21 protein-coding genes are annotated in these 26,063 nt (G+C 60.1%); 11 read left to right on the top strand and 10 right to left on the bottom strand.

All coding sequences use genetic code 11. The features are described from left to right. The 6 genes from DW58_RS10445 to DW58_RS10420 all read right to left on the bottom strand — a co-directional run bounded on the left by DW58_RS10445 (position 1) and on the right by DW58_RS10420 (position 7,975). Positions 1-1,806: an extracellular solute-binding protein gene (locus tag DW58_RS10445; RefSeq protein ID WP_024547527.1), complete on the bottom strand. Its 1,806-nt coding sequence runs from the start codon at positions 1,804-1,806 to the stop codon at positions 1-3. A 106-nt stretch (positions 1,807-1,912) separates the two neighbouring features. Then, positions 1,913-3,469, bottom strand: coding sequence for a cyclic di-GMP phosphodiesterase (locus DW58_RS10440; RefSeq protein ID WP_024547528.1), 1,557 nt, complete (start codon positions 3,467-3,469; stop codon positions 1,913-1,915). 183 nt (positions 3,470-3,652) lie between these two features. Then, positions 3,653-4,222: a bifunctional murein DD-endopeptidase/murein LD-carboxypeptidase gene (mepS, locus tag DW58_RS10435; protein WP_024547529.1), complete on the bottom strand. Its 570-nt coding sequence runs from the start codon at positions 4,220-4,222 to the stop codon at positions 3,653-3,655. Between the two features lie 421 nt (positions 4,223-4,643). Continuing rightward, on the bottom strand, positions 4,644-5,363 hold the full coding sequence (locus DW58_RS10430; protein WP_024547530.1) for a phosphatase PAP2 family protein: 720 nt from the start codon (positions 5,361-5,363) through the stop codon (positions 4,644-4,646). A gap of 33 nt (positions 5,364-5,396) precedes the next feature. After that, positions 5,397-6,380 carry a CobW family GTP-binding protein gene (locus DW58_RS10425; protein ID WP_024547531.1) on the bottom strand — a complete coding sequence of 328 codons (984 nt, stop codon included), beginning with the start codon at positions 6,378-6,380 and terminating at the stop codon, positions 5,397-5,399. A 131-nt stretch (positions 6,381-6,511) separates the two neighbouring features. Then, entirely contained in the window at positions 6,512-7,975 is a 1,464-nt protein-coding gene (locus tag DW58_RS10420) for a mannitol dehydrogenase family protein (protein ID WP_024547532.1), read from the bottom strand. A 206-nt stretch (positions 7,976-8,181) separates the two neighbouring features. Between DW58_RS10420 and uxuA the strand changes: the two genes are divergently transcribed. Next, the gene (uxuA, locus tag DW58_RS10415; RefSeq protein ID WP_024547533.1) at positions 8,182-9,372 is read left to right on the top strand and encodes a mannonate dehydratase; all 1,191 of its coding nucleotides are present in this window, start codon (positions 8,182-8,184) and stop codon (positions 9,370-9,372) included. A 46-nt stretch (positions 9,373-9,418) separates the two neighbouring features. Here uxuA and yeiP read toward each other — a convergent pair whose 3' ends face one another. Then, the gene (gene yeiP / locus DW58_RS10410) at positions 9,419-9,991 is read right to left on the bottom strand and encodes an elongation factor P-like protein YeiP (protein WP_024547534.1); all 573 of its coding nucleotides are present in this window, start codon (positions 9,989-9,991) and stop codon (positions 9,419-9,421) included. 164 nt (positions 9,992-10,155) lie between these two features. Here yeiP and DW58_RS10405 point away from each other — a divergent pair, with 164 nt between their 5' ends. From DW58_RS10405 to fruA, 4 genes are all read left to right on the top strand, one after another. Next, on the top strand, positions 10,156-10,410 hold the full coding sequence (locus tag DW58_RS10405; protein WP_024547535.1) for a YkgJ family cysteine cluster protein: 255 nt from the start codon (positions 10,156-10,158) through the stop codon (positions 10,408-10,410). 270 nt (positions 10,411-10,680) lie between these two features. Beyond that, entirely contained in the window at positions 10,681-11,814 is a 1,134-nt protein-coding gene (gene fruB, locus DW58_RS10400) for a fused PTS fructose transporter subunit IIA/HPr protein (protein ID WP_024547536.1), read from the top strand. Then, on the top strand, positions 11,811-12,749 hold the full coding sequence (gene fruK / locus DW58_RS10395) for a 1-phosphofructokinase (RefSeq protein ID WP_024547537.1): 939 nt from the start codon (positions 11,811-11,813) through the stop codon (positions 12,747-12,749). Before fruB ends, fruK begins: the two co-directional genes overlap by 4 nt. 16 nt (positions 12,750-12,765) lie before the next feature. Further along, on the top strand, positions 12,766-14,460 hold the full coding sequence (gene fruA, locus DW58_RS10390) for a PTS fructose transporter subunit IIBC (protein WP_024547538.1): 1,695 nt from the start codon (positions 12,766-12,768) through the stop codon (positions 14,458-14,460). A gap of 480 nt (positions 14,461-14,940) precedes the next feature. On the opposite strand, the gene nfo is transcribed toward fruA, so the two are convergent. Both nfo and DW58_RS10380 read right to left on the bottom strand, forming a co-directional pair. After that, entirely contained in the window at positions 14,941-15,798 is an 858-nt protein-coding gene (gene nfo / locus DW58_RS10385) for a deoxyribonuclease IV (protein ID WP_024550913.1), read from the bottom strand. A gap of 77 nt (positions 15,799-15,875) precedes the next feature. Then, complete coding sequence (locus DW58_RS10380) at positions 15,876-16,925, bottom strand: YeiH family putative sulfate export transporter (RefSeq protein WP_024550914.1); 1,050 nt, start codon at positions 16,923-16,925, stop codon at positions 15,876-15,878. Between the two features lie 121 nt (positions 16,926-17,046). Here DW58_RS10380 and yieE point away from each other — a divergent pair, with 121 nt between their 5' ends. The 3 genes from yieE (at position 17,047) to cirA (ending at position 21,846) form a co-directional block, all read left to right on the top strand. Then, positions 17,047-17,913, top strand: coding sequence for a DNA-binding transcriptional regulator YeiE (yieE, locus tag DW58_RS10375; RefSeq protein ID WP_024550915.1), 867 nt, complete (start codon positions 17,047-17,049; stop codon positions 17,911-17,913). Positions 17,914-18,075: 162 nt separating this feature from the next. Beyond that, positions 18,076-19,545, top strand: coding sequence for an amino acid permease (locus DW58_RS10370; RefSeq protein WP_024550916.1), 1,470 nt, complete (start codon positions 18,076-18,078; stop codon positions 19,543-19,545). A 327-nt stretch (positions 19,546-19,872) separates the two neighbouring features. Beyond that, on the top strand, positions 19,873-21,846 hold the full coding sequence (gene cirA / locus DW58_RS10365) for a catecholate siderophore receptor CirA (protein WP_024550917.1): 1,974 nt from the start codon (positions 19,873-19,875) through the stop codon (positions 21,844-21,846). Positions 21,847-21,977: 131 nt separating this feature from the next. On the opposite strand, the gene fghA is transcribed toward cirA, so the two are convergent. Further along, positions 21,978-22,811: an S-formylglutathione hydrolase gene (fghA, locus tag DW58_RS10360; RefSeq protein ID WP_024550918.1), complete on the bottom strand. Its 834-nt coding sequence runs from the start codon at positions 22,809-22,811 to the stop codon at positions 21,978-21,980. A gap of 153 nt (positions 22,812-22,964) precedes the next feature. On the opposite strand from fghA, the gene DW58_RS10355 reads away from it, so the two are divergent. The 3 genes from DW58_RS10355 to yeiB all read left to right on the top strand — a co-directional run bounded on the left by DW58_RS10355 (position 22,965) and on the right by yeiB (position 26,063). Then, positions 22,965-24,092, top strand: a complete 1,128-nt coding sequence (locus DW58_RS10355; protein WP_024550919.1) for a YbfB/YjiJ family MFS transporter — start codon at positions 22,965-22,967, stop codon at positions 24,090-24,092. 126 nt (positions 24,093-24,218) lie between these two features. Beyond that, the gene (gene folE, locus DW58_RS10350) at positions 24,219-24,890 is read left to right on the top strand and encodes a GTP cyclohydrolase I FolE (RefSeq protein WP_024550920.1); all 672 of its coding nucleotides are present in this window, start codon (positions 24,219-24,221) and stop codon (positions 24,888-24,890) included. A 15-nt stretch (positions 24,891-24,905) separates the two neighbouring features. After that, positions 24,906-26,063 carry a DUF418 domain-containing protein YeiB gene (yeiB, locus tag DW58_RS10345; protein WP_024550921.1) on the top strand — a complete coding sequence of 386 codons (1,158 nt, stop codon included), beginning with the start codon at positions 24,906-24,908 and terminating at the stop codon, positions 26,061-26,063.

Raw genomic sequence — 26,063 nt, 5'->3', positions numbered from 1 at the left:
TTAGCGCCGTGCTTCAGGCAGCGTGGCTGCCTTGTTGATGTCATACCACCAGTTATCCAGCCCCAAATCGTAGACGGGCCGCACGGCGGGACGCGAGAATTTGTTCCAGTAAGCGAAGCGGTCCGACGGCATATACCACATCGGGATCATGTAGTAGTTCCAGGTCAGCACCCGGTCGAGCGCCCGGCCCAGGGTCAGCAGCGCCGCGCTGTCCTCCTGGCTGGTCATCACCTTCGCCACCAGCGTATCCACCACCGGATTCTGCACGCCGGGGGAGTTGTAACTGGAGTCAATGTACTGGGACGCCCAGGAGATTTGCAGGTCAGCGCTCGGGAACGGCATCGCCCGGTAGAGGGTAGGGATCATGTCGTAATCACGGCTGCGCAGGCGGCTGGTGATCTGCGAGTTGTCCACCGGACGCAGATCGAGCGTGATGCCAAGCCGCTCCAGATTATGCTGGAAGGGGATCACCCACTGGTTGTTGCCTCCGGCGGAGAGCAGCAGCTCGAAGCGAAACGGCTTGCCGGTGTTGGCGTTCACCAGTTGCCGGTTTTTCATCTCCCAGCCGGCGCTTTTAAGCAGCGCCGCAGCCTTGAGCAGGTTGTCGCGGTTGAAGCCATCGCCTCTGGACACCGGCGGCTGATAGATAGAGGTGAACACCTCCGGCGGCAGGTCCGCCTTCATCGGCCCCAGCAGCGTCAGCTCGGCGGCATCCGGGTAGCCACGCGCGGCGTAGTCGGTATTCTGGAAATAGCTGTTGGCGCGGCTGTACGCGCCGTAGAACAGCGCTTTGTTCATCCACTCGAAATCAAACGCCAGCGTGATGGCCTCGCGCACGCGACGGTCGCTGAAAAGCGGGCGCTGGATGTTAAACGCCAGCCAGCGCGTGTCCTGGGCAGAGGTGTTCTCCTGCTCCTCCTTGACGATATACCCGCTGGCGAAATTGCGTCCGGTGTAGCGCGTCGCCCAGTTTTTGGCGCTCGGCTCAGCGCGAAAATCAAACGCGCCAGCCTTGAACGCTTCAAACGCCACGTTATCGTCCAGATAGTAGTCGTAGCGTACGGTATCCAGATTCCAGCGGCCGACGTTCACCGGCAGGTTCGCCGCCCAGTAGTCTTTTACCCGTGAATAGACGATGTACTGCCCCATGCGCCAGGCGGTGATCTTGTACGGCCCGCTGGCCAGCGGCGGAGAGGGGAGCGGGTCGCTCAGCTTGCGGCTGCGCCAGTATTTTTCCGGCAGCACCGGCAGGGTGAACAGGCTCAGCATCTTCTCTTTTCCCGGCTCCCCCAGCTCAATGCGCACCGTCAGCGGGGCGATGGCTTTTACCACTGTGCCTTTATAGAACACCCGGAACTGGGGCACGCCCTCGGCCATGAATTTCTGAAAGGTCGCGGCAACGTCGCTGGCCTGAATCGGACTGCCGTCGTGAAAACGCGCCCGTGGGTTGAGCGTTATCTCCGCCCAGGCATAGTCGCTGGCGTAGCGGGCCGATTCCGCAATCAGCGGATAGTAGCTGCCGGGCTCATCGTCCGAGGTGGTGTAGAGGGAGTCGTAGAGCGACCCGGTGCGTTCCCCGGGGTTGCCGCGCATCGCAAAGCGGTTGAAGTTATCGAAGGTGCCGATTTTCGCGAGGGTAATCTGGCCGCCTTTCGGCGCAGCCGGGTTCACGTAATCGTAATGACTGAAGTTAACCGCGTATTTCGGCTCGCCGATAACCGCAAAGGCCTCGGCCTCCTTGATGGTCGCCGCCGGGCTTTGCAGAGCCACCAGGCTCATCAGCACTATCGCTGCACGTGCAATCATGGCAGGCGTTTCCTTATTAAGCAGAGCATATTCACCACGGGCAGCGCGGGTGCGCGCCCAGCCGGATGCATGATAAGTGACGCCGCGCCGATTGGGAACGCCATCGTTACGCTTCCGGTGGGATGCGGTTGCGCTGCCAGAGAACGAAATCGCGGAGCGGCAGCGGGCGGCTGAAGAGGAAGCCCTGCAGGTAGTTCACGCCCCGCGCGCGCAGCCACTTCGCCTGCTCCGGGGTTTCCACCCCTTCGGCGACCGTGGTCATGTTGAGCTTGCTTGCCAGGGTTAACACCGCATCAAGCACCGGGGAGGTAACGGTTTCGGTGCCGATGGCGTTGATAAATCCCCGGTCGATTTTCAGAAAATCGAGGGTAAACCGTTCGAGGTAGATAAGGGCGCTGTGCCCGGTGCCGAAGTCATCTATAGCAATCTCAATGCCCTGCTCGTGGATCCATGAGAACAGCGAAACCGCCTCTTTCTCCTGCAGCATGTCGCGTTCGGTTATCTCAAACACCAGCTGGAAATAGCCCGGTGGCAGCGAGGCGACGAAGCGGGTGACGTCGTCCTTAAAGGTGGGGGAGTGCATATGCCCCGGCGCGATGTTGACGCCCATTTTGGCGCCGGGCGGCAGCACGCTTTTCAGCGTCGCGGCGTCCGCGGCAATCAGCTTAAACAGATGCTGGGTCAGCGGCGCAATCAGATCCTGCGCTTCGGCATAGCCAATAAAGGCATCGGGCGGAATAGCGCCTGCCTGCGGATGCTGCCAGCGCAGCAGCGCTTCAACCCCGGTCACCCGCAAGCCGGAGGATTCCACCACCGGCTGCCACACTACCGAAAACTGGTTGCGCTTGATGCCGCTCAGGATCTCCCGGCCTGGCTGGGAGCGGGTATTGAGCACATAGCCGCTGGCCAGGGTGGTGAGAATGCCAACGCACAGGCCAAGCAGCACCGACAGCTGGACATCATCCGCAGGCCACATGTCACCGTAGAGCGCCAGTTTTACCGGATAATCGGACAGCGCCCTGATACCGACCTGGTTATCCGGCAGGTCGGCGGTGGTGAGCACATTGGGGGCGAAGGTGGAGAGCACCTTATCATCGACGAACAGCGCCACGCCTGCGATATCGTGCTGGCGCGAGGTATAGATCAGATAGGGCGTCAGGTTAACGTTAAGGGTGGTAAATACCCCGCGCGCATCCAGCAGCGGGTTGCGAAACCATACCGCAATGGCAGGCTTGCCCGGCAGTTTCGGTGTGCCCTGCATCAGGGTGATATCCACCTCTTTGTCCATGTCGATGCCCGGCACCAGCTCCCTGAGCGGCAGCCGCATTGCGCCGGTGGCGGACGAGCAGTAGGCGACATCATCCTTTACCAGCAAAAACGCGCGCACGTTAATATGGAAGGCGGAACGGGAAGTCAGTTCACTGGCGACCGCTTCGCAGCCCGAGGCGGTCAGCGGCTGGATAGTATCGGCGGTGGCTTTCAGCCCGTGGAAATAGGTTTCGACATAGGCGCTGAGATCGTTCATCAGCGTGAGATAGCGCTGTTCACGGTTGGCGTGCTGATACCACGCGTGCACGCTGGCAACCAGCAACGCGGCCAGCAGGCCATAGATCAGGCTCAGGATAAGTGTCTTTTTTGGGCTCGACAAATAGCGGGTGAGCATAGGTACGGCATCCTCGGTCGCCTCCCTGAGGCGGCGTCAGGGTAAGAGATATACCTGCAAGACTATAGCCCAGATTACGGCAGCACGTCTCAGGATTATCAGCTAACGCCCATAAAAAAACGCTGCATAAGCAGCGTCTTAGAGCGTCTCGTTGGCATCAAGGGAATGAACGTCAACGGTATATTACGAGCGGCTAAGCACCCGGCGCGCTTCGTTGTAGCGCTTTTTCCAGTACGGCTCATTCATACTGGAGATCATCACGCCACTGCTGGTGGACGCGTGAACAAACTGGTTGTTACCGATATAGATACCGACGTGACGTCCGGTAGAACCGGCACGGAACAGAACCAGATCGCCGGTGCGAAGGCTGGTGCGGGAGACGGATTTGCCCATTTCCTGCTGTTCATAGGTAGAACGCGGTAATTCCAGGCCAAACTGTTCGCGGAAGGTGCGCTGTACGAAGCCGGAGCAGTCGATACCGCTTTTGGTGCTGCCACCCATACGGTAACGAACGCCTTTCCAGCTGGCGTACTGATCCATCAGGCGGGTTTTTACATCCAGCGTGCGGACCATCTCTTCAAATTCATCCTGAGAGGCTTGCAGTAGAAAACCATCTTTCTCATTCACTGCATGCGTCTCAGAATGCATGTTATTCGCGGTGTTCATTGAGCTACATGCGGAGAGCAGAACTGCAACTGCTACAGCGGGGATTGCCCGCAATACATATCTCAAAATCGGCTGAGATCTGACCATGTTGTTTATTATCCCTTGATGTCCTTAACGAAAAATTCGTTATAAAAATGCCAAACGTGACGAGACTAATTAGCGCCGATGATGCAAACAATTACCTGAATGCGAATCTGTGGGTGAACGCACAAAAAAAATTCAGACTATTACCAATAGATGCATCAAATCATGCCTGAACGGCAAAACGAAGGTGAGACTACCCGATCGACATAGTCAATGCGAGAGTTTTTACGTGATTTTTAATAAGAAAATGTGATGCAAGATGTGAACGGGTTATTTTGCGGCAGCCCAGATGCCATGCGGGCTGGGCGCTATCCCCTTACAAACGTGTGACTTTTTGGAAAGTGGGCTAAAAATCGCCGTTTCGCTGCTAAAAAATCATCAGATCGCGACGAGATATCTGATGATTTTTGTTATGTAAAATGAATTAATTGTTATTAATTTGTTTATATTTGCCCGGCAGCGTGCGGTTAAGCAGCGAAATAACCCTGTCCGACAGTGGGGTTAATAAAACCCATGAAAGTCCAATTAACACCACGGAAAGAGAACCGACGAAAATATCGGTAAACCAGTGCGCGCCAATCATCATTCGCGGCAGGGCGAAAACAATAAATATAGCCAGACCTACCATGAACGCTTTTTGACCAAAATAGCGCCACATAAAGCCGGCAAAAATAAGCAGCATCATGCCATGATCGCCCGGGAACGAGTCGCGGGAAGCATCTTTAGTGGGCACAGTCGGCAGCAGATCGCGCACCCGCACCACATCGTCAAAGCTTAATGACGGGCTGGTACGCTGTACCGGAATCAGCGACTGACCCAGCAGGTTGAGCACGACGGCGGTCATCAGCATCGTCAGGCCAATCAGCACTACCCGACGGCGGCCAGCCGGGTCGGCACCGCGCCAGAACCACAGCATCAACAGCCCCATGCACAGCAGCGAGCAGGCATCGAACGCGCGGTTATTGGTTACCGCAACAAACCAGAGAAACGTCTGGTTTTCGACGATTTTATGGTTGAAAAAATGGAACAGTCCGCTATCGATCGGCCACCAGAAACCGTGTCCGGCAGGCAGATACCAGGAGAAAAAAAGTAAAAAACCCGCTGCGTTCAGCAGCAGGATAGTAAGCAAGCGTGTTTTCGTCATAACGGTTCACTAAGTCATTTCTTAGTCGCAAACTTAGTCTGGCATGGTTAAACGAAGCGTCAACAAACTGGATTGCAGTGCGTTCCAGTCGGTCTCCGTCGCGCTAATCAGCTCAATACGACTGTCCGGCGGTGCGACGCTCTGGGTTTCAATATGAAAATCGTTGCCCTGGCGATTAACGCGCACCAGCCCCTCCGGAATACGCAGCACCCCCTTTACCCTGTCAACCGGCGCCAGCCGCGCCCACTCCAGCAGGCCGATGGTGTCGAACTGCGTGTCGCTGTCGAAGATCCAGCCGCAGGCCTGATAGCCCTGACCGCTGTTGAGGCTGCGACGCCAGCGCTGGTGTGCCGGCAGGCTGAGTGCGCCGAGGCCGCGCTCCAGGTTCTGCCCATGCTGATGCGCCGCGCTGGCGGGCACCTGACGGCCACTGCGCGGCAGATCGAGCAGCGCGCCGTCGATGGCACCCCGGGAGGCGTAGCGCAGCTCGCGCCCTTCAAGATGCGTCTCGCACCACTGCGTGAGCGCGGCGCGACTGCGGTCGTCGGCCTTATCCTCTTTATTGGCAATAATGACGTCGGCGGCGGTGAGCTGATCGCGGAAGTTATCATTCTCGCTGTATTGCGCGTCGAGCAACTGACGGGGATCGAGCAGGCAGAGCGTGGCGCGTAGGTCGATCCACGGTTCGTAGACGGCGGCGGTGAGCATATCGAGGATCTGCTTCGGATGCCCCAGCCCGGTGGGTTCGATCAGCAGGCGATCCGGTTTGCCCTGGCGCAGCAGGGTATTCAGCCCGACCTGCATCGGCAGACCGTTAACGCAGCACATGCAGCCGCCGGGGATCTCTTTGAGTAGTGCGCCGCTGTCAGCCAGCAACGCGCCGTCAATGCCGACTTCGCCAAACTCGTTGACCAGCACAGCCCATTTTTCATCGGGATTTTTATTCGCCAGCAGATGCAGAATGGTGGTGGTTTTGCCGCTGCCGAGAAAACCGGTAATCAGATTGGTTTTGGTCACAGTTACTCCAGACGTTACTCAGGCCACGGGCGTGGCGCGAAAAAATGTCGGAACATCCTGGCGAAAAACGCGAAGAAAGAGAAGTCCGATGCGCACGCCAGGGCCGGCGTGCGCGTCGTTCAGGGGGAAGATTAACGCACGAGGCGGGCCACCGCCTCACGGGCGCCATACTCGCACAGGTCGTGCCACGCCTGCTGCACGGCGCTGACAAAGCGCGGGTCGGCGGGCAGATCGCTGCCGAAAATCGCGCTCAGGCGCAGCAGGGCCGCCGGGCGGTCGGCCTCGCTGCTGCCGGCAACCTGCGCCTGGATCGCCTCAATGAGCGGGTCGCGCACGTCGATAGGCTCCCCGCGCTCGTCGATGCCGCTGACGTAGCGCATCCAGCCTGCGATGCCCAGCGCCAGCAGCGGCCAGGGACGCTCTTCGCGCAGATGCCAGCGGATACCCTCCAGCATACGCTGCGGCAGCTTCTGGCTGCCGTCCATGGCGATCTGCCAGGTACGGTGCTGCAGCGCCGGGTTGGAGAAACGTTCGATCAGGCTGTCGGCGTAGCCGTGGAGATCCACCCCGGCGATCTTAAGCGTCGGGGCCTGCTCGGTGAGCATCAGCTGGCGCGCGGCGGCTTTGAAATGCGGGTCGGCCATACAGTCGCTGATGTGCTGATACCCGGCAAGGTAGCCGAGCCAGGCCAGGAACGAGTGGCTGCCGTTGAGCATCCGCAGCTTCATCTCTTCCCACGGCAGCACGTCGTCCACCAGCTGCACGCCGACCTTCTCCCAGGCAGGGCGCCCGGCAACAAAATGGTCTTCCACCACCCACTGTATGAAAGGCTCGCAGCTGATGGCCACCGGGTCCTCCACGCCAAGCGCGGCGGTGATTTCCGCCAGTGATTCCGGCGTGGCGGCGGGAACGATGCGATCGACCATCGTACCGGGGAAGGTCACGTGTTCGGCAATCCAGTGGGCCAGCGCCGGGTCGCGCGTCTCCGCCATACCCAGTACGGCGTTTTTCACCACGTGTCCGTTATCAGGAATGTTGTCGCATGACAGGACGGTAAACGGCGGCAGACCGCGGCTGCGACGGCGATGCAGGGCCTCTACCAGAATGCCGGGGGCGGACTGCGGCGCGGCGGGGTTGGCGAGATCGTGGGCAATGCGCGTATTGGTCACGTCCAGTTTTCCGGTGGCCGGATCGATGCAGTAGCCTTTTTCGGTAATGGTCAGAGAAACAATCGCCACCTGGGGTTCGCAAAAGGCCTCCAGTACGGCTTCGAGGCCATCCAGCGTCGCGCTGCGGCAGTCGTTGACGGCGCCAATCACGATGGCCTGATTTCCGTCGGCACCCTTTTCCAGCACGGTATAGAGATGATCCTGCTCGCGCAGCGCGGTCATCAGCTGTTCGCCGCTGAACAGGCTGATCTCGCAGATCCCCCAGTCGCCGCCCTGCAGATTGAGCACCCGGTCGGTCAGCAGCGCCTGATGGGCACGGTGAAACGCGCCAAAGCCAAAGTGAACGATGCGATTTTGTAACGCTGAGCGATCGTAGCGCGGTTGCTGAACCTGTTCCGGAAGGGGCTGAGAGGCGATTGTCTTCATTTAGTTCATACCTGATTAACCATTGATTAACAAAGCCCAGTGTAAAGTTATATGACAACAAATTGAATTGGTAAGCCGTAAATAACCCCAGAATGTGAGATTGATCAACCAATGCGGCGGGCAAAATTGACCGTTTTCGCAAAGCATGTATGGTAGTCGTCATGCTGTTACGAAAAATTGGTATAACAACTTAAGAGGTGCACCAAATGGAACAAACCTGGCGTTGGTATGGCCCTGCCGATCCGGTCTCGCTGGACGATGTGCGTCAGGCGGGCGCAACCGGAGTGGTCACCGCTCTGCATCACATTCCTAACGGTGAAGTCTGGCCGGTAGAGGAGATCAAAGCGCGTCAGGCCCAGCTCGCGGAAAAAGGCCTCACCTGGTCGGTGGTCGAGAGCATCCCGGTTCACGAAGAGATCAAAACCCACACCGGGCAGTACCAGAAGCATATCGCCAACTATCAGCAGAGCATCCGCAACCTTGCGGCCTGCGGCATCGACACCGTCTGCTACAACTTCATGCCTATCCTCGACTGGACCCGCACCGATCTTGAATATCAGCTGCCGGACGGTTCAAAAGCGCTGCGTTTCGACCAGGCGGCGTTCGGCGCCTTCGAACTGCACATTCTAAAGCGTGAGGGCGCAGAAGCGGACTACACGGCCGAAGAACAGCGCGACGCCAAAGCCTGGTTCGAGGCGGCAAGCGAAGCCGATCGCGCGAAGCTGGTGGCCAATATCATCGCCGGCCTGCCGGGCGCGGAAGAGGGCTATACCCTGGAGCAGTTCCGCGGACGCCTCAATGAATACGCCGGGATCGACAAGGCGGCGCTGCGCGACAACATGGCCGTTTTCCTGCGTGCCATTGTGCCGGTGGCGGAAGAGGTGGGCGTGCGGCTGGCGGTGCATCCTGACGATCCGCCGCGTCCGATCCTCGGGCTGCCACGCATTGTGTCGACCATTGAGGACATGCAGTGGCTGAAGGAGACGGTAGACAGCATCCATAACGGCTTCACCATGTGTACCGGGTCGTACGGCGTACGGGCGGACAACGATCTGGTGAAAATGGTGGAAACCTTCGGGGACCGCATTCACTTTACCCATCTGCGCGCCACCTGCCGGGAAGCGAACCCGAAAACCTTCCACGAAGCGGCTCACCTTGGCGGCGATGTGGATATGGTGGCGGTCGTAGCGGCGATTCTTAAAGAGGAGCAGCGCCGCAAGCGGGCAGGGGATCGGCGTCCGATTCCGTTCCGTCCGGATCACGGTCATCAGATGCTGGACGATCTGCGTAAAAAAACCAATCCGGGGTATTCGGCCATTGGCCGTCTGAAGGGGCTGGCGGAAGTGCGTGGCGTGGAGCTGGCGCTGAAGAAAACCCTGTTCCCGGATCTGCTGTAACGCTGCTGAACGTAAAAAGGGACAGCCTGGGCTGTCCCTTTTTTTATTAGTCGGCGCGGCCCATGTAGCGCTTCTCCGCGATATGAATGCGGATTTTCTCACCGGTCACCAGATACTCCGGCACCTGAATGACCAGCCCGGTGGAGAGCGTGGCCGGTTTGGTGCGCGAGCTGGCGGACGCGCCTTTGATGCCCGGCGCGGTTTCCACGATCTCCAGATCCACGGTCTGCGGCAGCTCCAGTGCCAGCAGCTGGCCGTCCCAGGTCAGCACCTGAATGCCCGGCATACCGCCTTCCGGAATAAACTGCAGCTCTTCTTCGATCTGCTCTTTATTGAAGGTGAACGGCGTGTAGTCTTCGTTATCCATAAAGACGTACTCGTTGCCGTCCACGTAGGAGAAGGTCACCTGACGGCGCGACAGGCTGATGGTGTCGAGAATATCGTCGCCTTTGAAGCGCTCTTCCACTTTCAGACCGGTACGCACGTCGGCAAAGCGCATTTTGTACAGCGTGGCCGCGCCACGGGCGCTCGGAGCCTGAATATCAATATCTTTCACCAGCAGCAGTTTGCCGTTGTAATTGATGGCCATACCTTTTTTTACTTCGTTCGCTCTTGGCATAAAAATACATCCCTTAAATTGGCAAAAAATATCGCGTCACGGTACTCGCGGCGCCATTGTCAGGCAAGCGGAATTCGCGGCTTTTGCGTTGCATCACTAAACAGGGTAGTGTGCGCAGCGTCAGGCGCCTGCGCGTCGTAAAAAAATAGCCAGGAGGACTCCAGATGGAGTGCCGTTCCGACTGCGGTGCCTGCTGTACCGCGCCGTCCATTTCCAGCCCGATCCCCGGCATGCCCGACGGCAAACCGGCCAACATGCCCTGCGTTCAGCTCGATGAGCACCAGCGCTGTAAACTCTTTCGCTCGCCGCTGCGCCCGGCGGTATGCGCCGGATTACAGCCGTCCGCCGAGATGTGTGGCAGCACGCGCCATCAGGCAATGGAATACCTGATCCACCTCGAAGCGCTGACGGCGCCCTGACTTCCCCCTTCCTCCGCCCCTTCGCTGAACCTAAGCTGAATTTTTTATCCATCGCTTCGCTCAACTTCAGCTAATTCGTCAACTAAAATCAGAATTGTGCGGCATATCTAAATTTTGCCACGCTATTCACGACTTTGCTTGCCAGCTATGCGGGTTATCATGAAACTCCTTGAAACGTTTCAGCGTAGCCGGCGTGATGTCAGAGAACCGGCTGGCGCTATCATTCGCAGAACAGCTGAAACGATTCAATTTCAGCAAGCGAGGAGAATCATGTTCGAATTATCTGTGCAGGACATCCATCCCGGCATGCAGGCCGCGGATAAACAAGACGCGATACGTCAGGTTGCCGCTGCGCTGGTGCAGGCGGGCAACGTGGCTGACGGCTACGTGAACGGAATGCTGGCGCGCGAGCAGCAGACCTCAACCTTCCTGGGCAATGGCATCGCCATTCCCCATGGCACCACCGACACCCGCGACCAGGTGCTGAAAACCGGTGTGCAGGTGTTTCAGTTCCCGCAGGGCGTCAACTGGGGCGACGATCAGGTGGCTTACGTCGCCATCGGTATTGCCGCCAGCTCCGACGAGCACCTCGGCCTGCTGCGTCAGCTCACGCACGTTCTGAGCGACGACAACGTGGCCGAGGCGCTGAAAACCGCCTCCACGGCAGAAGAGCTGCGCGCGTTGCTGATGGGTGAAAAGCAGGTTGCCGGTCTGAAACTGGATAACACCCTGTTCTCCCTCGACGTGGCGACCCAGGATCTGGTGACCCTTCAGGCACTGAACGCCGGACGACTGAGCGAAGCCGGCGCGGTAGATACCACCTTCGTGGCGAACGTTATCACCGGCAAGCCGCTGAATCTGGGGCAGGGCATCTGGCTGAACGATAGCCCGGAAGGCAATCTGGCGAGCGCCATTGCCGTCAGCCGCCCGGCCGCACCGTTTGAACATCAGGGTGCCACCGTCGGTCTGCTGCTGAGCGCCGCGGTGGTTGACGATCAGCCGCTGGCGGTTCTGAATCGCCTGAGCGATCTGCTGCTGGCAAATAAAGCTGACCGCTTGCTGAACGCCGACAGCGCGACGCTGCTGGCGCTGCTCACCAGCGACGATGCGCTGGCTGAGGACGTGCTGAGCGCCGAGTTTACCGTGCGTAACGAGCATGGCCTGCACGCCCGTCCGGGCACCGTGCTGGTCAACACCATTAAGCAGTTCAACAGCGATATCACCGTGACCAACCTTGACGGCAGCGGCAAGCCGGCGAACGGTCGCAGCCTGATGAAAGTCGTGGCGCTGGGCGTGAAGCACGGCCACCGTCTGCGCTTTACCGCGCAGGGCGAAGATGCTGAACAGGCGCTGAAAGCGATTGGCGATGCCATCGCCGCGGGTCTTGGGGAGGGCGCAGCATGAGCAGACGCGTCGCCACCATCACCCTGAACCCGGCCTATGACCTGGTCGGCTACTGCGCGGACATCGAGCGCGGCGAAGTGAACCTGGTGCGTACCACCGGTCTGCACGCCGCGGGCAAAGGCATTAACGTTGCCAAAGTGCTTAAGGATCTGGGCATCGACGTCACCGTCGGCGGCTTCCTCGGCAAAGACAACCAGGATGGCTTTCAGCAGCTGTTCAGCGAGCTGGGCATTGCTAACCGTTTCCAGGTGGTGCAGGGCCGTACCCGTATCAACGTTAAGCTGACGGAAAAAGACGGCGAAGTCACCGACCTTAACTTCTCCGGCTTCGAAGTGACCCCGGCTGACTGGGAACGCTTTGTCACCGACTCCCTGAGCTGGCTCGGTCAGTTCGACATGGTCTGCGTCAGCGGCAGCCTGCCGTCCGGCGTCAGCCCGGAAGCCTTTACCGACTGGATGACGCGTCTGCGCAGCCAGTGTCCCTGCATTATTTTCGACAGCAGCCGCGATGCGCTGGTGGCCGGGCTGAAAGCCTCGCCGTGGCTGGTGAAACCGAATCGTCGCGAGCTGGAAATCTGGGCGGGCCGCAAGCTGCCGGAGCTCAAAGATGTGATTGACGCGGCGCACGCGCTTCGCGAGCAGGGGATTGCCCACGTGGTGATTTCGCTGGGCGAAGAGGGCGCGCTGTGGGTTAACGCCTCAGGCGAATGGATTGCCACACCGCCGTCAGTAGAAGTGGTCAGCACCGTAGGCGCAGGCGACTCGATGGTGGGGGGACTGATTTACGGCCTGCTGATGCGTGAATCAAGCGAGCACACGTTGCGTCTGGCAACGGCCGTCGCGGCGCTGGCGGTGAGCCAGAGCAACGTCGGTATTACCGACAGAACTCAGTTGGCCGCAATGATGGCGCGCGTCGACCTTAAACCCTTTAACTGACAGCAGGAGAGGCATAATGAAAACGCTGCTGATTATTGAATCCGGTCTGGGCCAGGCCCGCGCGTACGTCGCGAAAACCCTGCTCAGCGCCGCGGCGCAGAAAGCGCACCTTGAGATTATTGACAACCCGAACGATGCCGAGCTGGCTATCGTCATCGGCACAGCGTTGCCGACCGACAGCGCGCTGGATGGTAAAAAGGTCTACCTCGGCGATATCGATCGCGCCGTGGCGCACCCGGAGCTGTTCCTGGGCGAAGCCAAAGACAACGCGCAGCTGTACAAGGCGCCGGCGGCCGTATCGGCTCCGCAGCCTGCGGCGGGTGGTGCGAAGCGTATCGTGGCCGTGACGGCCTGCCCGACCGGGGTCGCGCACACCTTTATGGCGGCGGAAGCCATCGAAACCGAAGCGAAAAAACGCGGCTGGTGGGCGAAGGTGGAAACCCGCGGTTCCGTGGGGGCCGGGAATGCCATCACGCCGGAAGAGATTGCCCAGGCCGATCTGGTGATCGTGGCGGCGGATATCGAAGTGGATCTGGCGAAGTTTGCCGGTAAGCCAATGTATCGTACCTCCACCGGTCTGGCGCTGAAGAAAACCGCCCAGGAGTTTGATAAGGCGCTCGTTGAAGCGACGCCGTATCAGCCTGCAGGGCAGAGCAGTGCCGCGACGACCTCCGCGAAGAAAGAAAGCGCGGGCCCGTATCGTCACCTGCTGACCGGCGTCTCCTATATGCTGCCGATGGTGGTGGCAGGCGGTCTGCTGATCGCGCTGTCGTTCGTCTTCGGTATCGAGGCATTTAAGCAGGAAGGCACGCTGGCGGCGGCGCTGATGCAGATCGGCGGCGGTTCAGCCTTTGCGCTGATGGTGCCGGTACTGGCGGGTTATATCGCCTTCTCCATCGCGGATCGTCCGGGCCTGACGCCGGGTCTGATCGGCGGGATGCTGGCGGTGAGCACCGGCTCCGGGTTTATCGGCGGTATCATTGCTGGTTTCCTGGCGGGCTACGTGGCGCGTGCCATCAGCACCAAACTGAAGCTGCCTAACAGCATGGAAGCCCTGAAGCCCATCCTGATTATTCCGCTTATCTCAAGCCTGGTGGTGGGCCTGGGGATGATCTACGTCATCGGTAAACCGGTCTCCGGTATCCTGGCGGGTCTGACCCACTGGCTGCAAACCATGGGTACTGCTAACGCGGTACTGCTCGGCGCGATCCTCGGCGGCATGATGTGTACCGACATGGGCGGCCCGGTGAACAAAGCGGCTTACGCATTTGGTGTTGGCCTGCTGAGTACCCAGACCTACGCACCGATGGCGGCCATCATGGCGGCAGGTATGGTGCCACCGCTGGCGATGGGGCTGGCGACGCTGGTTGCGCGTCGTAAGTTTGATAAAGGCCAGCAGGAAGGCGGTAAAGCGGCGCTGGTGCTGGGCCTGTGCTTTATCTCCGAAGGGGCAATCCCGTTCGCTGCCCGCGATCCGATGCGCGTTCTGCCGTGCTGTATCGTTGGCGGGGCGCTGACCGGGGCCATCTCCATGGCGATTGGCGCGAAGCTGATGGCACCGCACGGTGGTCTGTTCGTGCTGCTGATCCCAGGGGCGATCACGCCGGTGCTGGGCTACCTGCTGGCGATTATTGCCGGTACGCTGGTGGCGGGTCTGGCGTATGCCTTCCTGAAACGTCCTGAAAGCGAGCTGGCGGCAAAAGCGGCGTAACGGAGCGTTCAGACAGTGAAAAAGGGCCGATGAGAATCGGCCCTTTTTTATGGGTGGTGGTGGGGTAGCGCAGTGCGCCTGTTACGTGAGGCGTGAAGATTATGGTAGTGCGGCGGCGGTTCCGTTCACCGCCACGTCGCATTTCCATGCCACTCAGGCCGCCTGTGAACGGGCAAAGGGGGCTCGCCGCCGCCCCCTTTGCAATCCCGGCTCCCGGCCAGTAAAACCGGCCCTGCGGGCTGCCCTTGCCTCCGGCGTCTCGCTCCGGTCGGTCGCGATACCCCATCCCGGGGCTCGCGCCCTCTGGCGGTTCCCGACCGCCAGCCCGGACTCAACGCCTGCGGCGCGGCGGTTTTGATGCCGGACCGCGCCATGCTTCGAGGGCTATTTTTGGTGTTAGCGCCAGACGGCAGCAGCGACAGGTTCCCGGCGGACACAATGTCAGTTACCGAAACGCCACTAGCCGCCCGGCGTAGCCGATCAGGCGTTGGTTTCCGCGTGCTGCTGCGCCCGCAGCCAGGCGATCTCTTCTGCCCAGATATCGGGATTGATGGTTTCAAGGATCATCGGGATGTTGTCGAACCGCGCGTCGCGCATGATCCAGGCGAAGGCGGTATGGCCGATGTTGCCTTCGCCGAGGCTGTGGTGGCGGTCAACCCGGCTGCCGAAGGCGCTTTTGGCGTCGTTGAGGTGCATGCCGCGCAGATAGCGGAAGCCGACAATGCGCTCGAACTCGGCGAAGGTTCGTTCGCAGGCCTCTTCGCTGCGCAGATCGTAGCCGGCGGCAAAGGCGTGACAGGTGTCGATGCACACCCCAACGCGGGATTTATCCTCCACGCCGTCGATAATGGCGGCCAGATGCTCAAAGCGGAACCCGAGGTTGCTGCCCTGACCGGCGGTATTCTCGATAACCGCCGTTACGCCCTCGGTGTGATCCAGAGCGATATTGATAGACTCGGCAATCCGCGCCAGGCACGCCTCTTCGGAAATCTGCGTCAGGTGGCTGCCGGGGTGAAAGTTCAACAGCGACAGGCCGAGCTGTTCGCAGCGCTGCATTTCATCGATAAAGGCGGCGCGGGATTTATCCAGCGCCTCCTGAAGCGGATGCCCGAGGTTAATCAGGTAGCTGTCGTGGGGCAAAATCTGCCCGGACTGGAAGTTGTGTTTTTCGCAGGCGCGCTTGAACTCATCTATCACCTGCGGGGTGAGCGCTGCTGCCTTCCACTGGCGCTGGTTTTTGGTAAACAGCGCAAAGGCCGTGGCGTTAATTTCCGCAGCGCGGATGGCGGCATTTGCCACGCCACCTGAGGCGCTGACGTGCGCTCCAATAAACTTCATCTCTCGTCTCTCCTCGCAACCCGCTGGGGGGAAAAGGGGCTATGATACCCATAATCCCCGCCCACTGTCGCCACGCATTACCCCAGCCACGCGTTGACCAGCAGGTTGATGGCACCACCCCCGACGATAAGCCAGATAAACAGCACCAGCGCCAGCAGCAGAGGGCGTACCCCCGCCTGTTTCAGCGCGCTCAGGTGGGTAGTCAGACCCAGCGCGGCCATCGCCATGGTCAGCAGTACGGTATCGAGCGTCACCAGCATACTCACCGCCTGCGCCGGCAACAGGTGCAGGGAGTTCACCATTGCCACCACGATAAACAGCAGCGCAAACCACGGAATGGTAATCTTGCCAGCCGCGTCCTGCCCGGCAGGAGCCAGCTGTTTTACCCGCGCGGCGAGAAACAGCAGGAACGGGGCCAGCATCATGACGCGCAGCATTTTGGCGATGACCGCCGCATTACCCGCATCCGTTGAGATGGCCTGACCGGCGGCAACCACCTGCGCCACTTCGTGCACCGTCGAGCCGATAAACACCCCGTAGGCCTGTGGGCCAAACCACGTTGCCAGCCAGGGGTAGAGCAGGGGATAAACGCCGATCGCCAGGGTACCGAAAATGACCACGGTGGCGATGGCTACGGTTACTTTACCGGCCGGGGCCTTTACCACCGGTTCGGTCGCCAGCACCGCCGCTGCCCCGCAGATGCTGCTACCCGCACCGATAAGCCAGCTGGTCTGTCGGTCGAGCTTAAAGAGTTTTTGCCCCAGCCAGCAGGCGAGGAAGAAGGTGCTGCTCAGGGTGAAAATGTCGATCACCAGCCCGCTGGCGCCGATGCCCGCCACATCGCTCAGGGTGAGGCGAAAACCATAGAGAATAATCCCCAGCCGCAGCAGGTGCTGTTTGGCAAACAGTACGCCAGGCTCACAGGGCGCGCTGATCCGCGGCCAGAAGGTGTTCCCGACGATCATGCCCACCAGAATGGCGAGCGTCAGGGCGCTCAGCCCGGCATGCGAAAGCGTGGGTAACGTCCCGGCGTAGACCGCCAGCGCAGTGATTACGGCGGTAAAGGCCAGACCGGGGGCCAGATGCCGCAGCGTGCGGCCAGTATGGTGTAGTGTTAACGTCGTCATAACCCGTCTCCTTTAGCTGTGCCAAGCGTAAGACGGACGGCGTTAAAAATGAAATTGATTATATATTTATAATCAACCATTATAAGTGGTAACTACCCCCTCATACCTTGTGGGATCGCCCATGCATATCACCCTTCGCCAGCTGGACGTGTTCGCTGAAGTCCTGAAAAGCGGCTCTACTACCCAGGCCTCGCAGATGCTGGCCCTGTCACAGTCCGCGGTCAGCGCCGCGCTGGCGGATCTTGAAGGACAGCTCGGCGTGCAGCTGTTTGACCGGGTCGGCAAGCGGCTGGTGGTGAACGAACATGGGCGACTGTTGTATCCGCGCGTGGTGGCGCTGCTGGAGCAGGCCGCAGAGATCGAGCAGCTGTTTCGCGACGATAACGGTGCCATCCGCGTCTATGCCAGCAGCACCATCGGCAACTACATCCTGCCGGAAATCATCGCCCGCTACCGCCGGGACTTCCCCGAGCTGCCGCTGGAGCTGAGCGTCGGCAATAGTCAGGATGTGATCAATGCGGTGGCCGATTTTCGCGTCGATATCGGCCTGATTGAGGGCCCGTGCCACACCGCCGATATCGTCACCGAGCCGTGGCTTGAGGATGAGCTGGTGGTGTTTGCCGCACCGGGCAGCGCTATTTTGCAGCAGCCGGTGACGCTGGAAACCCTTTCAACGGCACAGTGGATCCTGCGCGAGCGCGGGTCGGGAACGCGGGAGATCGTCGATTATCTGCTGCTGTCCCATCTGCCGCAGTTCCGGCTCGGCATGGAGCTGGGCAACTCGGAAGCCATCAAGCATGCGGTGCGGCATGGGCTGGGCATCAGCTGCCTCTCCAGACGCGTTATCGCCGAGCAGCTCGAAAGCGGCTCGCTGGTGGAGGTCCCGGTACCGCTGCCGCGTCTGGTTCGCCGGCTGTATCGCATTCGCCACCGTCAAAAACACCTCTCCAACGCCCTGATGCGCTTTCTGCGCTACTGCGACAGCTAACTTTCCTCTCCGGCGCGGCGGCTAGCGAACCGCGCCATTCCTGCTTTACTTATAATCCACCCGCGATCATGAAGCTCTCTTATAACCGCGTATTTATGCCAGGAACCTGCGGTTTGGTCTGCTACAATCGCGCCTCATTTTTTAGATGGACAATATATTCCTATGGTTTCGGAATCTAAAACCACACAACAGCCTGCGCTAAAACGCGCGTTAAAGGCGCGCCATCTCACCATGATCGCCATTGGCGGATCGATTGGTACCGGCCTGTTTGTCGCCTCGGGCGCCACCATTTCCCAGGCCGGGCCGGGCGGGGCGCTGCTCTCCTATATGCTGATTGGCCTGATGGTCTACTTCCTGATGACCAGCCTCGGCGAACTGGCGGCCTACATGCCGGTATCCGGCTCGTTTGCCACCTACGGGCAGAAGTATGTTGAAGAGGGCTTCGGCTTCGCGCTGGGCTGGAACTACTGGTACAACTGGGCGGTGACCATTGCCGTTGACCTGGTCGCCGCGCAGCTGGTGATGTCCTACTGGTTCCCGGACACGCCGGGCTGGATCTGGAGCGCACTGTTCCTGGCTGTGATGTTCCTGCTCAACTGGATCTCGGTGAAGGGCTTTGGCGAAGCGGAGTACTGGTTCTCGCTCATCAAAGTGACCACGGTGATTATCTTTATCATTGTCGGCATCCTGATGATCGTTGGCATCTTCCAGGGCGCCAAACCGGCGGGCTGGAGCAACTGGTCTATCGGCGAAGCGCCGTTTGCCGGCGGCTTTGCGGCGATGATTGGCGTGGCGATGATCGTCGGCTTCTCGTTCCAGGGCACCGAGCTTATCGGTATTGCCGCGGGCGAATCGGAAGACCCGGAGAAGAACATTCCGCGCGCGGTGCGGCAGGTGTTCTGGCGTATTCTGCTGTTCTATGTGTTCGCGATCCTGATTATCAGCCTGATTATCCCCTATACCGATCCGAGCCTGCTGCGTAACGATGTGAAAGACATCAGCGTCAGCCCGTTCACCCTGGTGTTCGAACACGCCGGGCTGCTCGGTGCGGCGGCCATTATGAATGCGGTGATCCTGACGGCGGTGCTGTCGGCGGGGAACTCGGGGATGTATGCGTCAACGCGTATGCTTTACACCCTGGCCTGCGATGGCAAAGCGCCGCGCATCTTCTCGAAGCTCTCCCAGGGCGGCGTGCCGCGCAATGCGCTCTATGCCACCACCGTTATCGCCGGGCTGTGCTTCCTGACCTCAATGTTCGGTAACCAGACGGTTTACCTGTGGCTGCTCAACACCTCGGGTATGACCGGGTTTATCGCCTGGCTTGGTATCGCCATCAGCCACTACCGCTTCCGTCGCGGGTATGTGATGCAGGGCCACTCGCTGGATAATCTGCCGTACCGGTCGGGCTTCTTCCCGCTGGGGCCGATTTTCGCGTTCGTGCTGTGCCTGATCATTACGCTGGGCCAGAACTACGAAGCCTTCCTGTCTGACACCATCGACTGGGGTGGCGTAGCAGCGACCTATATTGGCATTCCGCTGTTCCTGATTATCTGGTTTGGCTACAAGTTCAGCCGCGGTACCCGTTTCGTCTCCTATCGCGACATGGAGTTCCCGGAGCGCTTCACCAAATAACCGTTATCCCCTTCTGCGCCCGCAGAAGGGGATGGGCTTTCGCCTGCCGCTTTTTCCGCCCGTTATCCCGTCCGTTGCCGTTAATCCCATCAGCTGACCGTATCTTTACAGTTACTGTATTGATAAGCATTATCATTTCCTTTATGGTGTGCGCACTTGTAACAGGACGTAAAAAACAGGCGTCCATTCTTCTAAATAAACATCCCATTCATGGGGTTAAACAACGTCAGGGCCTGTTACAGAACATTACGTTGCCGTCGCAGAACGGCATACGGTGCTGTGAGCAATTCCTTTTATGCCGTTGTGTTTACCTCATGGAGAAATGGAATGTTTAGGTTGAATGCTGTTATGCGCGGAGGCCTGTGCGCGTCTCTGTTTACCCTGGCGCTGCCTGCGCTGGCCGTGGATGACAATGCCGATACGATGGTGGTCACCGCGTCAGCCACGGAACAGAATCTGAAAGACGCGCCGGCCAGCATCAGCGTCATTACGCAGGAAGATCTTGCCCGTCGTCCGGTTAATAACCTGAAGGACGTGCTGCAGGAGATCCCCGGCGTTCAGCTCACTAACGAGGGCGACAACCGCAAAGGGGTCAGTCTGCGCGGCCTGAGCAGCAGCTATACGCTGATCCTCGTCGACGGCAAGCGCGTCAACTCACGCAACGTGGTGTTCCGCCACAACGACTTCGATCTCAACTGGGTACCGGTGGACGCCATCGAGCGCATCGAGGTCGTGCGCGGCCCGATGTCGTCGCTCTACGGGTCCGACGCGCTGGGCGGGGTGGTGAACATTATCACCAAAAAAATTGGCAGCGCCTGGCACGGCTCGGTGACCGCCGACACCACCGTTCAGGAACACCGCGATCGCGGCGACACCTACAACGGCCAGTTCTTTACCAGCGGCCCGCTGGTGGACGATCTGCTGGGGGTCAAGGTCTATGGCAATCTGTCGAAGCGTGAAAAGGATGACCAGCAGTCCTCGGCCTCCAGCGCCACCGGCGAAAGCCCGCGCATCGAAGGCTTTACCAGCCGCGACGCCAACGTCGAATTTACCCTGACGCCCAACGAGAACCACGATGTAAACCTGGGGTACGGATTTGACCGCCAGGATCGCGATTCCGATTCGCTGGATAAAAACCGCATCGAACGCCAGAACTACTCCCTCGGGCACAACGGCCGCTGGGATCTGGGCAACAGCGAGCTGAAGTTCTACGGTGAGAAGGTGGACAACAAAAATCCGGGCAGCGATGGGATTACCTCCGAAAGCAATACGGTTGACGGGAAGTACGTGCTGCCGCTCGGGGAGATCAACCAGATGCTGACCTTCGGCGGAGAGTGGCGTCACGATAAGCTTAGCGATCCGGTTAACCTGACCGGTGGAAGCAGCAGCGAAACTTCCTCCAGCCAGTACGCCCTGTTTATCGAGGACGAGTGGCGCATCATCGACCCGCTGGCGCTGACCGCCGGGCTGCGCATGGACGATCACGACACCTACGGCGATCACTGGAGCCCGCGCGCCTACCTGGTCTATAACGCGACCGACACCGTGACGGTGAAGGGCGGCTGGTCAACGGCGTTTAAAGCCCCGTCGCTGTTGCAGCTCAGCCCCGACTGGACCACCGGTTCATGCCGCGGAAGCTGCCAGATTGTCGGTAGCCCGGAGCTGAAGCCGGAAACCAGCGAAAGCTATGAAATCGGCCTCTACTACGCCGGGGAAGAGGGCTGGCTGGAGGGCGTCAATGCCAGCATCACTACCTTCCAGAACGATATTGACGACATGATCGGCATTAACCGCACGTCGAATCGCGGGCTGGCGCCGTCCTATGACAACTTTGTCGGCTTTGATCCGGACAGCGGTAATCCAGTCTTCCGCTACTACAACGTCAACAAGGCGCGGATCCGCGGCGTGGAAACCGAGCTGAAAATCCCGTTCGACGACCAGTGGAAGCTGACGCTGAACTACACCTATAACGACGGGCGCGATCTGAGCGACGGCGGCAACAAACCTCTCTCGGAACTGCCGCTGCACACGGCCAACGGAACGGTGGACTGGAAGCCGCTGGCGGACTGGTCGTTCTACGTCTCCGCCAACTACACCGGCGAGAAGCGCACTACCACCACCGACGGTCCGACGCCGGGCGGGTACGTTATCTGGAACGCGGGCGGCGCATACCAGGCGACGAAAAACGTCAAGCTGCGCGCCGGGGTAATGAACCTGGGCGATAAGGATCTCAGCCGGGACGACTACAGCTACAACGAGGATGGTCGCCGCTACTTCCTGGCGATGGACTACCGCTTCTGACAGGGGCTGGTGTGAAGGTGGGCGCGCGGTGAGTACCCACCTTCCGGGATTAACGCGATGCAACACGGCGGGTGAGCACAGGCACCCGCCGTTATCGTATTCACCGGTGAATACGGCCTAAGGCCGCGTTATCAGGCAAACAGATGCTGGGCGTGGAAGCGCAGGTGGTCTTCCACAAAGGTCGCGATAAAGTAGTAGCTGTGGTCGTAGCCCGGCTGCATGCGTAACTCCAGCGGCCAGTTCTTCGCGTTCGCCACCGCCGCCAGACGCTCCGGCATTAGCTGGCCGGTCAGGAAGTTATCGCTTTCGCCCTGATCGATAAGCGTTGGCAACACGGCTTCCGGGCCGGCGGCCTGCATCAGCGCGCAGCTGTCCCACGCCTGCCAGGCTGTGCGATCCTCACCCAGATAGGCGCTGAACGCTTTCTCACCCCATGGCACCGCGGCCGGGTTCACAATCGGCGCGAAGGCGGAAACCGAGCAGAAACGCCCCGGATTCTTCAGGGCCATGATCAGCGCCCCGTGGCCCCCCATCGAATGACCGAAAATTGACGCGCGCTCGCCCACGGTAAAGTGGCTGCGGATAAGCGCCGGCAGCTCATCGCGCAGGTAGTCATACATGCGGTAGTGCGCCGCCCAGGGTTCGCGCGTTGCGTTGAGATAAAACCCTGCGCCTTTCCCCAGATCGTACCCGTCGTCATCCGCCACCGCATCGCCACGTGGGCTGGTATCCGGCATCACCAGCACCACGCCCAGCTCGGCCGCCACGCGCTGGGCGCCCGCCTTGGTGGTGAAGTTTTCATCGTTGCAGGTCAGTCCCGACAGCCAGTACAGTACCGGCGGCGCCTCGCTGCGGGCGGGCGGGATAAAAATGCTGAATGTCATCTCGCACTGGAGCACCGACGAGGTATGGCGCCAGCGCTGCTGTTTGCCTGCGAAAATCTGATGTTCTTCAACCATTTCCATCCGGGTTCTCCTCATTTATTAATGGCATCCGCTAAGTGTCCGTGTGGTTTGGCCTGAACGCAAGAAATGGATCGCGCCGCGGCAGGTTTCACTTCTCCTCACCGGCGCGCTGCGGCATCATGCTGATAACAAAAATATAACAAGGAGCCGGCTGTGGCGCTGCGTATCGCAATAACGGGTTTTCTGGCACTGGTGGTGGTGATGGGGATCGGGCGCTTTGCCTTCACGCCCCAGGTGCCGCTGATGATTCGCGACGGGGAGCTGACCCTGACCTCGGCCGGGCTGGTCGCCGCCTGCAACTATCTGGGCTACCTGGTGGGCGCCTGGGATGCGATGCGCGCCACCACCCGCGTTGAGTGGCGGTTACACGGCGGCGTATGGGGCGCGGTGGCGCTCACGCTGCTGTCAGCGGCCGCCAATGATGCGCTGTTACACGGCCTGCTGCGTTTTGTTATCGGCTGCATGAGCGGCTGGGGGCTGGTGCTGGTGGCCGCCTGGACCAACGAACAGCTGGCGCACCACGGTAAACCGGGCCTCAGCGCCGCGGTATTCGCCGGACCGGGGGCGGGCATCGCCGTGAGCGGCCTGCTGGCGCTTGGGGTGCAGTCGTATGGCCTGCCGGCCTGGGGCGGCTGGCTGGTGTATGGCGTGCTGGCGCTGACTCTGATAAGCCTCATCGCCCGTAATCTTCCGGCGCGCGGCGAACTTCACCGCCCGGAGCGCGCGCCGCCGCCGCTGGTGCTCACCCCCGGCCTGAAAAAACTGGTGTGGAGCTACAGCCTCGCCGGTTTCGGCTACATTCTGCCGGCCACCTTTTTATCCCAGATGGCGGCGCAACGCTTTCCCGGCAGCCTGTTCGCCCAGTTTGTCTGGCCGGTGTTTGGCGGCGCGGCGATTATCGGGATCGCCCTGGGCATCGCGCTGCGCCACTGCATGCAAAGCAATCAGCGGCTGGCGCTGGTGCTCTGGTTGCAGGGGATTGGCGTGCTGGCTGCCGCCGTGCTGCCGGGCCTCGGCGGGCTGGTGACCGGCGCACTGTTAGTGGGGGGCGGGTTTTTATGCGCGGTGCAGCTCTCCATGCAGTATGGCCGCGAGCTGGCCCCGGCCCACAGTCGCTATATGGCCGGGCTGCTGACCACCGGCTACGCGCTCGGGCAGCTGGTCGGCCCGGTCACCTCATCGCTCTCCACCGCGCTGCTGCACCGCCTCGAACCGGCGCTGTGGCTGGCGGGTGCGGCGCTGTTTATCGGCGGACTGCTGGTGTGGCGACGTGATGAATAAAAGGATTCAGCAATTTCAATAATTATCACCATGAATAGCTGGATTCTGAAAACGCGCTCACGCACAATATCGCCACACTCTGTCCCATGCAGGGCAGAGGTTGCGCCACCTGCCGGAGATTACGTCATGCCATCACTCAGTAAAGAAGCCGCCCTGGTACACGAGGCGTTAGTTGCCCGCGGCCTGGAAACCCCGCTGCGTCCGCCTGTCCAGGAGCTGGATAATGAAACGCGCCGCAGCCTTATCGCCGGTCATATGACCGAAATTATGCAGCTGCTGAATCTGGATTTGAGCGATGACAGCCTGGCAGAAACGCCGCACCGTATTGCCAAAATGTACGTGAATGAGATCTTCTCCGGTCTGGACTACGCGAACTTCCCGAAAATCACCATCATTGAAAACAAAATGAAGGTGGATGAGATGGTGACGGTGCGCGATATCACCTTCACCAGCACCTGCGAACACCACTTCGTTACCATCGACGGTAAAGCCACGGTCGCCTATATTCCTAAGGACGGCGTTATCGGTCTGTCGAAGATTAACCGCATCGTGCAGTTCTTCGCCCAGCGCCCGCAGGTGCAGGAGCGACTGACCCAGCAGGTGCTGATCGCACTGCAAACGCTGCTTGGCACCAATAACGTCGCGGTCTCGATGGATGCCGTTCACTACTGCGTGAAAGCGCGCGGGGTGCGCGATGCGACCAGCGCGACCACTACCACCTCGCTGGGCGGGCTGTTTAAGTCGAGCCAGAATACCCGTCAGGAATTCCTGCGCGCGGTACGTCACCACACCAACTAACAGGGCAGGATACGCATGGAGAGAAATGTCACGCTGGATGTGGTTCGTGGCGTTGCCATCCTGGGTATCCTGTTGCTCAATATCGTCGCCTTTGGCCTGCCGAAGGCGGCGTACCTCAATCCCGCCTGGTATGGCGATATCACCTCCCGCGATGCCTGGACCTGGGCCATTCTTGACCTGTTTGCACAGGTAAAATTCCTGACGCTGTTCGCCCTGCTGTTTGGTGCCGGCCTGCAAATGCTGCTTGGCCGGGGGAAACGCTGGATCCAGGCGCGCCTGTCGCTGCTGTTACTGCTTGGTTTTGCACATGCCGTGCTGCTGTGGGACGGCGATATTCTGCTGGCCTACGGTCTGGTGGGGCTGGTGATCTGGCGGCTTATCCGCGATGCGCCGAGCGGCAGATCGCTGTTCAACATGGGCGTGGTGCTCTATCTGGCCGGGGTGTTTGTGCTGGTGTTGCTCGGGCTTATTTCCGGGAACCAGACCAGCCGCTCCTGGGTGCCGGACATGGCGAACCTGCAATATGAGCACCTGTGGAAGCTGAACGGCGGGGCAGAGGCCATTGATAACCGGCTCGATATGCTGGCGAACAACCTGCTGGCGCTTGGGGCGCAGTACGGCTGGCAGCTTGCCGGCATGATGCTCATCGGCGCAGCGCTGATGCGCAGCGGCTGGCTGCGTGGGGAGTTTAGCCCCGGCCACTACCGACGCTGTGCGGCGCTGTTAATCCCGCTGGGAATGGCGATCAACCTCCCGGCGATTATCGCCCAGTGGCAGCTGGGGTGGGATTTCCGCTGGTGCGGCTTCCTGCTCCAGGCCCCGCGCGAGCTGAGCGCGCCGTTCCAGACCATCGGCTACGCCGCCCTGATCTACGGTTACTGGCCGCAGCTGGTGCGCTGGCGCCTCACCGCTGCCGTGGCCTGCGTGGGCCGCATGGCGCTGACCAACTATTTGCTGCAAACCCTCATCTGCACCACGCTGTTCTATCGCGTCGGGCTGTTTATGCAGTTCGATCGCTTCACGCTGCTGGCGTTTGTGCCCGGCGTCTGGGCTGTCAACCTTGCCTTTTCCGTGCTCTGGCTGCGTTATTTCCGCCAGGGACCGGTCGAGTGGGCGTGGCGTCGACTCACGCTGCTCGCCGCCGGGACAACGCAAACCGATACATCCAGATAA

The sequence above is a fragment of the Siccibacter turicensis LMG 23730 genome, assembly GCF_000463155.2.
GTDB classification, from domain to species: domain Bacteria; phylum Pseudomonadota; class Gammaproteobacteria; order Enterobacterales; family Enterobacteriaceae; genus Siccibacter; species Siccibacter turicensis.
Note: the sequence above shows the minus strand (reverse complement) of the source record. Positions and strands in the feature narration are given on the sequence as shown.

Excerpts from the sequence above, each read along its gene's own strand:
- DW58_RS10405 (WP_024547535.1), top strand. The coding sequence starts at position 10,156 with ATGGAGTGCCGTTCCGACTGCGGTGCCTGCTGTACCGCGCCGTCCATT.
- yieE (WP_024550915.1), top strand. The coding sequence starts at position 17,047 with ATGCATATCACCCTTCGCCAGCTGGACGTGTTCGCTGAAGTCCTGAAA.
- fruB (WP_024547536.1), top strand. The coding sequence starts at position 10,681 with ATGTTCGAATTATCTGTGCAGGACATCCATCCCGGCATGCAGGCCGCG.
- yeiB (WP_024550921.1), top strand. The coding sequence starts at position 24,906 with ATGGAGAGAAATGTCACGCTGGATGTGGTTCGTGGCGTTGCCATCCTG.
- folE (WP_024550920.1), top strand. The coding sequence starts at position 24,219 with ATGCCATCACTCAGTAAAGAAGCCGCCCTGGTACACGAGGCGTTAGTT.
- yeiP (WP_024547534.1), bottom strand. The coding sequence starts at position 9,991 with ATGCCAAGAGCGAACGAAGTAAAAAAAGGTATGGCCATCAATTACAAC.
- fruK (WP_024547537.1), top strand. The coding sequence starts at position 11,811 with ATGAGCAGACGCGTCGCCACCATCACCCTGAACCCGGCCTATGACCTG.
- DW58_RS10445 (WP_024547527.1), bottom strand. The coding sequence starts at position 1,806 with ATGATTGCACGTGCAGCGATAGTGCTGATGAGCCTGGTGGCTCTGCAA.
- fruA (WP_024547538.1), top strand. The coding sequence starts at position 12,766 with ATGAAAACGCTGCTGATTATTGAATCCGGTCTGGGCCAGGCCCGCGCG.
- DW58_RS10430 (WP_024547530.1), bottom strand. The coding sequence starts at position 5,363 with ATGACGAAAACACGCTTGCTTACTATCCTGCTGCTGAACGCAGCGGGT.
- DW58_RS10370 (WP_024550916.1), top strand. The coding sequence starts at position 18,076 with ATGGTTTCGGAATCTAAAACCACACAACAGCCTGCGCTAAAACGCGCG.
- DW58_RS10380 (WP_024550914.1), bottom strand. The coding sequence starts at position 16,925 with ATGACGACGTTAACACTACACCATACTGGCCGCACGCTGCGGCATCTG.
- mepS (WP_024547529.1), bottom strand. The coding sequence starts at position 4,222 with ATGGTCAGATCTCAGCCGATTTTGAGATATGTATTGCGGGCAATCCCC.
- DW58_RS10440 (WP_024547528.1), bottom strand. The coding sequence starts at position 3,469 with ATGCTCACCCGCTATTTGTCGAGCCCAAAAAAGACACTTATCCTGAGC.
- nfo (WP_024550913.1), bottom strand. The coding sequence starts at position 15,798 with ATGAAGTTTATTGGAGCGCACGTCAGCGCCTCAGGTGGCGTGGCAAAT.
- cirA (WP_024550917.1), top strand. The coding sequence starts at position 19,873 with ATGTTTAGGTTGAATGCTGTTATGCGCGGAGGCCTGTGCGCGTCTCTG.
- fghA (WP_024550918.1), bottom strand. The coding sequence starts at position 22,811 with ATGGAAATGGTTGAAGAACATCAGATTTTCGCAGGCAAACAGCAGCGC.
- DW58_RS10420 (WP_024547532.1), bottom strand. The coding sequence starts at position 7,975 with ATGAAGACAATCGCCTCTCAGCCCCTTCCGGAACAGGTTCAGCAACCG.
- uxuA (WP_024547533.1), top strand. The coding sequence starts at position 8,182 with ATGGAACAAACCTGGCGTTGGTATGGCCCTGCCGATCCGGTCTCGCTG.